General features: G+C 69.7%; 7 protein-coding genes. 2 read left to right on the top strand and 5 right to left on the bottom strand.

All coding sequences use genetic code 11. The annotated features are described in order from the left end of the window. Nucleotides 1-509, bottom strand: a 509-nt coding sequence (locus tag Q8M88_RS13410; RefSeq protein ID WP_305597660.1) for a thiamine phosphate synthase, incomplete at its 3' end; no start/stop codon positions are given. A 79-nt stretch (nucleotides 510-588) separates the two neighbouring features. Between Q8M88_RS13410 and Q8M88_RS13405 the strand changes: the two genes are divergently transcribed. Further along, a complete protein-coding gene (locus Q8M88_RS13405) occupies nucleotides 589-1260 on the top strand; it encodes a YggS family pyridoxal phosphate-dependent enzyme (protein ID WP_305597659.1) in 672 nt (223 codons plus the stop codon). On the opposite strand, the gene Q8M88_RS13400 is transcribed toward Q8M88_RS13405, so the two are convergent. Continuing rightward, nucleotides 1257-1763: a L,D-transpeptidase gene (locus tag Q8M88_RS13400; RefSeq protein ID WP_305597658.1), complete on the bottom strand. Its 507-nt coding sequence runs from the start codon at nucleotides 1761-1763 to the stop codon at nucleotides 1257-1259. The two genes, Q8M88_RS13405 and Q8M88_RS13400, sit on opposite strands and share 4 nt — an antisense overlap. Before the next feature lie 57 nt (nucleotides 1764-1820). Here Q8M88_RS13400 and Q8M88_RS13395 point away from each other — a divergent pair, with 57 nt between their 5' ends. Further along, entirely contained in the window at nucleotides 1821-2504 is a 684-nt protein-coding gene (locus tag Q8M88_RS13395; RefSeq protein WP_305597657.1) for a response regulator transcription factor, read from the top strand. Here the strand turns inward: Q8M88_RS13395 and Q8M88_RS13390 are convergent. The 3 genes from Q8M88_RS13390 to Q8M88_RS13380 form a co-directional block, all read right to left on the bottom strand. After that, nucleotides 2501-3307 (bottom strand): exodeoxyribonuclease III, encoded by an 807-nt coding sequence (locus Q8M88_RS13390; protein ID WP_305597656.1) that lies wholly within the window; start codon nucleotides 3305-3307, stop codon nucleotides 2501-2503. The two genes, Q8M88_RS13395 and Q8M88_RS13390, sit on opposite strands and share 4 nt — an antisense overlap. 207 nt (nucleotides 3308-3514) lie before the next feature. Continuing rightward, the gene (locus Q8M88_RS13385) at nucleotides 3515-4171 is read right to left on the bottom strand and encodes an outer-membrane lipoprotein carrier protein LolA (RefSeq protein ID WP_305597655.1); all 657 of its coding nucleotides are present in this window, start codon (nucleotides 4169-4171) and stop codon (nucleotides 3515-3517) included. A 144-nt stretch (nucleotides 4172-4315) separates the two neighbouring features. Continuing rightward, nucleotides 4316-4763: DNA translocase FtsK (locus Q8M88_RS13380; protein ID WP_305597654.1), on the bottom strand; the 448-nt coding region annotated here is incomplete at its 5' end.

Raw genomic sequence — 4763 nt, 5'->3', positions numbered from 1 at the left:
CTCAGATCCTTCAAACGCGCCGCCGTGCGTGCGTTGACGCCGCCGAGCGCGTAGGCGGGCCCGCCTGCGCCACGCACGAGGGCGGCCAGGCGCAGCGCGCCTAGCGGCCGACCGGCCGACGGGCTGGCGCTTGGGAAGGCCGGCGACACCACGACCGCGTCAGCGCCGGCCAACCTCGCGCGGCGCGCCGCCATCAGGCTGTGCGCGGCCGCGGTGACGATCCAGCCAGGATGGGCGGCCTTGATCCGCCGCGCTCGGCAGGCCAGCCGCTCAGGGAGGTGGACGCCGTCTGCCCGCGCCAGAATCGCCAGTCGTGGATCGGCGCCGACCAGCAGCAGCACGCCGCGCGCCCGTGTCGCCTGCCGCATGGCCCTGGCCTGCGCCGGCGCATCGTCCGCCCCGAACATACGCAGCACGACGGCGGAGCCTTGCGGCAGGGCGGCGACGGCGTACAGCGGATCTGGCGTGCGCGCAGGGTCGGTGAAGAACAGGAGCGCCGGCAGCGGCACCGTCGCCCCCCCCTTACGCGCACGGCACCGCCGCCGTAAGCAGCAGGCTGTCCGCTCCACCGTCCAGAAACGTCCGCGAATGTCCGTCGTCTCCCATGAACCCACCGCCGCGCTCGCCGGCGTCCTGGCGCGCATTGAACGCGCCGCACGGGCGTCCGGACGCGAGGCCCGCGATGTGGCCCTGGTGGCGGTCTCGAAGCAACAGCCGTGGGAAAACGTCGCGCCCGTGCTGGCTGCCGGCCAGTCGCGCTTCGGCGAGAACCGCGTTCAGGAGGCGGCCGAGCGCTGGAAGGATCGTCGCGCGGGCGTGATCCTGCACCTGATCGGTCCCTTGCAGACCAACAAGGCCGATGACGCCGTCGCCTTGTTCGACGTGATCGAAACGCTGGATCGCGAACGTCTCGCGCGCGCTCTCGCCGAGGCGATCCAGAAACGCGGCGCGGCGCCGGGCCTGCTGGTGCAGGTGAACACCGGGGAGGAGCCGCAGAAATCCGGCGTGGCGCCCCGCGACGTCGACGCTTTCATCTCCCTTTGCCGAACGTCATTCGGCCTCCCGGTCGAGGGCTTGATGTGCATTCCGCCGGCCGATGAGCCGCCCGGCCCGCACTTCGCCCTGCTGGCCAAGATCGCCGCGCGGAACGGCGTGGCGCGGCTGTCGATGGGCATGAGCGGTGACTTCGAGACTGCGATCCGGTTCGGCGCGACCCACGTGCGTGTGGGCTCGGCGTTGTTCGGAGCGCGCGGGGTCTAGCGCTCGACGATCGCCACCGCGTCGCCCGGCTGGGCCATCGCCAGGAAGGCCTCCATATCCGCGCGCGCGATCGCCACGCAGCCCTGGGTGGGCGCGAAATCGGGCTTGGCCAGATGCAGGAAGATCGCCGAACCGAAGCCCGGAACCGGCGGATCGTCGTTGTGACCCAGGATCACGACGATGTCGTAGAGCCCGTCGGCGCGCCACATATGCTCGGCGCTGGCCGGATACGGCAGGGTGACCGGCCGGTTGTAGTTCGGATCGTCCGGCGCGTCGCACCAGCCGTCTTCGGGCCCGATCGCAGTCAGCGGCAGCGCGCTGCGCGGCGCCGGGCCTCGGTCGGCGCGGTACAGCGCCCGGCGGAGCGGCCAGACCCCCAGCGGGGACTTGCCGTCGCCCTCGCGCTTTTCCGTTGCCGCCACCACCCCGCCCGGCCCCAGCGCACAACGAATGATCCGGCCGCCCAGATCGAAGCTTCCGTCCGAGGCGGCGGTGAAGATCATCGTGATGTCCGCATTTGTTTTTGCCGTCTGACCCCAACCCGGTGCATGGTCCGGCGCATGGCTCAACGCAAGACTCTCCTCATCGTCGAGGATGACGCCGACCTGCGCGGCGCCCTGGCGGAACAACTCCAACAGGAAGACTTCGCAACGCTCGAGGCCGCCGACGGTGGCGAAGGCGTTCGCATCGCGCAGGAATTCCGGCCCGATCTGGTGCTGCTCGACGTCGACCTGCCGGATATGAACGGCCGCGAGGCGTGCCGCCAGATGCGCGCCGTCGGAGTCGACGCCCCGGTGATCATGGTCACCGCCGCCGACGCCGACGCCGACACCATCGCGGGCTTGGAGGCCGGGGCGAACGACTATGTCGCCAAGCCCTACAAGCTGGCCGTGCTGCTAGCCCGCATACGCGCCCAGTTGCGCAGCCACGAGCATTCTGAGGGCGCGGTGTTCCGTCTCGGCGCCTACGAGTTCCGCCCCTCGGCGAAGATGCTGATCGACGATGGCCAGAAGAAGATCCGGCTGACCGAGAAGGAGACCAACATCCTGAAGTACCTCTACCGCGCCGGCGAAAAGCCCGTGTCGCGCGAGGAGCTGCTGGCCGAGGTGTGGGGCTACAACGCTGGCGTCACCACCCACACGCTCGAGACGCACGTCTACCGCCTGCGCCAGAAGATCGAGCCCGACCCCTCCAACGCCCGCCTGCTGCTCACCGAAGCGGGTGGTTATCGGCTGGCGCCCTAGAGCATCAGCTCCGCAGTCACCGGCGCGTGGTCGCTGGGGCGTTCCCAGCCGCGCACGTGGTCGTGGACGCGCGCCGGCGGACCGCCCGGGCTGAGCGCGGCTTCACGCAGGCCCGGCGTCACCCAGATGTGATCCAGCCGCAGGCCCCGCCCTGAGGTGCGGTAGTCCACCGCCCGATAGCTCCACCAGGACGGCAGCTTCTGCGGCTCGGGCGTCGCTTCGCGCGGCAGGTCGATGAAGCCCAAAGACGCCTTCAGGCCCAGCATCGCCTCGACCTCCACCGGCGTATGGCTGACGATCTTCGACATGTGGCGGTGGTTCCACACGTCGTGCTCGCCGGGTGCGACGTTCAGGTCGCCGACGATCGCCAGCGCCATTTTCGGGTCGCGCCGCGCCATCTCGGCGGTCAGTTTCTCGAAGAAGTCGAGCTTGTGGTCGAACTTGGCGTTCAGCGCCCGGTCGGGCGTGTCGCCGCCGGCCGGCACGTAGAAGTTCTGGATCTCGACGCCCGCGACGGTCGCCGACACGCAGCGCGCGTGGCCCTCGCGGCAGACCGCCAGCGCCGGGGCGTCATCGATCGGCAGGCGCGAGGCGATGGCCACGCCATGCCACCCTTTCTGGCCGCTGATCCGCAAGTGGGGCAGGCCCATGTCGACGAAGGCCTGGGTCGGGAACTCGCCCTCTCGGCACTTGATCTCCTGCAGGCATAGGACGTCGGGCTGCTGCTCGGCGACGAAGCGCGCGATCTGTTCGGCGCGCAGGCGGACGGAGTTGACGTTCCAGGTGCAGAGGCGAAGGCGCATGGCGGATGTTTAGACATAAGAAAACGCCCGGACCACTGGAGAAGGCCCGGGCGTTAAAGTGATATCTCTCGCCGCCGCCGGGAGGGGATAGGTCCGGGACGGGTACGCCCATGCAAACCATTGCTCAGACGCGATAAGTGGTATTAATGCAACGACATGGGAAAAAGTCAAGCAGAATCGCACACATCCTTGCCTGTTGTGCAATTGTCACATTTTGGCACGGCCGACGTTTTTGACGCGCGGGTCCTTCAGCACGAACAGCGCCGGATCGAGTCCTGAGGTCCGCTGCAGGTTGATCAGGCGCACCCGGGTGGACTGGCCCTGGGCGTCGCTCACCGACCATCCGATCAACTGCAGCGGCGCGTCGGTGAAGCTCAGCGTGATCTCGCCCTCGGTCTGCTTTCGGCCATCGCGCGCGGTAACCGCGAAGCCGTTCGCTAGCCGGGTGACGCGGGTGATCGCCACGCCCTGGTCGAGGCGGATGCGGCGCGCCAGGAACAGCGACAGCGGCGTCGCGGCCAGCGGGTAGCTTTCGAAGGTCTTCAGCCGGCTGTTCTGGATCGCCACCGCGCCGCCGTCCGACACCACCAGCAGGCCCGCCGGCGGATCGTAGTCGAACCGGGCCTTGCCGGGACGCTTGAGATAGAGCGCGCCCTGGCTGACCACGCCGCGCGGATCGGTCTGCACGAAGCGGCCGCGGGCCTCGCCCAGCCCTTCGAGATAGGCCGCGGCGCGGTTGGCCAACGCCCGGTCCTGCGCCGTCAGGGGCGTCGGCGTTGCGGCGAGCGCCGGCAGCGGGAGGGCGGCCAGGCCCAGCATCAGGGCGCGGCGGGTGGTGCGGGTCATCGGGCGATATCCGGTCATGGGCGATAGTCTAGCCGCCGCCCGCGGCCCCATTGCGGCGATGCCGCGAAGTTTCGAACGCGGGCGCGCCACACCCGTTCCTCAACGCCCCAGCCTCGCTTTCGCGGGATCAGGGGAAGGAGGTGGCCCGCTGTCGGGTTCCCCCTAGGGCGGTGGGCCGGCCAGGATCTCGCGTTTGCCGGCGTGGTTGGCGGCGGTGACGACGCCTTCCTGCTCCATCCGCTCGATCAGCGAAGCGGCGCGGTTGTAGCCGATCTGCAGACGGCGCTGGATGTAGCTGGTCGAAGCCTTGCGGTCGCGGGTGACCACGGCCACGGCCTGGTCATAGAGGTCGCCGCCGCCTTCTCCGCCGCCGCCCAGTTCGAGATCGCCGTCCTCTTCCTCGCCGCCCGCGGTGACTTCCTCCAGGTACTGCGGCGCGCCCTGGCTGCGCAGGAACTTGGCCACCGCGTCAACCTCCTCGTCGGAGACGAACGGGCCGTGCAGGCGGGTGATGCGACCGCCGCCGGCCATGTAGAGCATGTCGCCCTGGCCCAGCAGCTGCTCGCCGCCTTGTTCGCCCAGGATGGTGCGGCTGTCGATCTTGGAGGTG

Source organism: Phenylobacterium sp. (assembly GCF_030693805.1).
Classification (GTDB): Bacteria; Pseudomonadota; Alphaproteobacteria; order Caulobacterales; family Caulobacteraceae; genus Phenylobacterium.
This window is presented reverse-complemented; position numbering and strand designations above follow the sequence as displayed.

Coding starts and splice junctions, on each gene's coding strand:
- Q8M88_RS13385 (WP_305597655.1), bottom strand. CDS start 4,171: ATGACCGGATATCGCCCGATGACCCGCACCACCCGCCGCGCCCTGATG.
- Q8M88_RS13405 (WP_305597659.1), top strand. CDS start 589: ATGTCCGTCGTCTCCCATGAACCCACCGCCGCGCTCGCCGGCGTCCTG.
- Q8M88_RS13390 (WP_305597656.1), bottom strand. CDS start 3,307: ATGCGCCTTCGCCTCTGCACCTGGAACGTCAACTCCGTCCGCCTGCGC.
- Q8M88_RS13395 (WP_305597657.1), top strand. CDS start 1,821: ATGGCTCAACGCAAGACTCTCCTCATCGTCGAGGATGACGCCGACCTG.
- Q8M88_RS13400 (WP_305597658.1), bottom strand. CDS start 1,763: ATGATCTTCACCGCCGCCTCGGACGGAAGCTTCGATCTGGGCGGCCGG.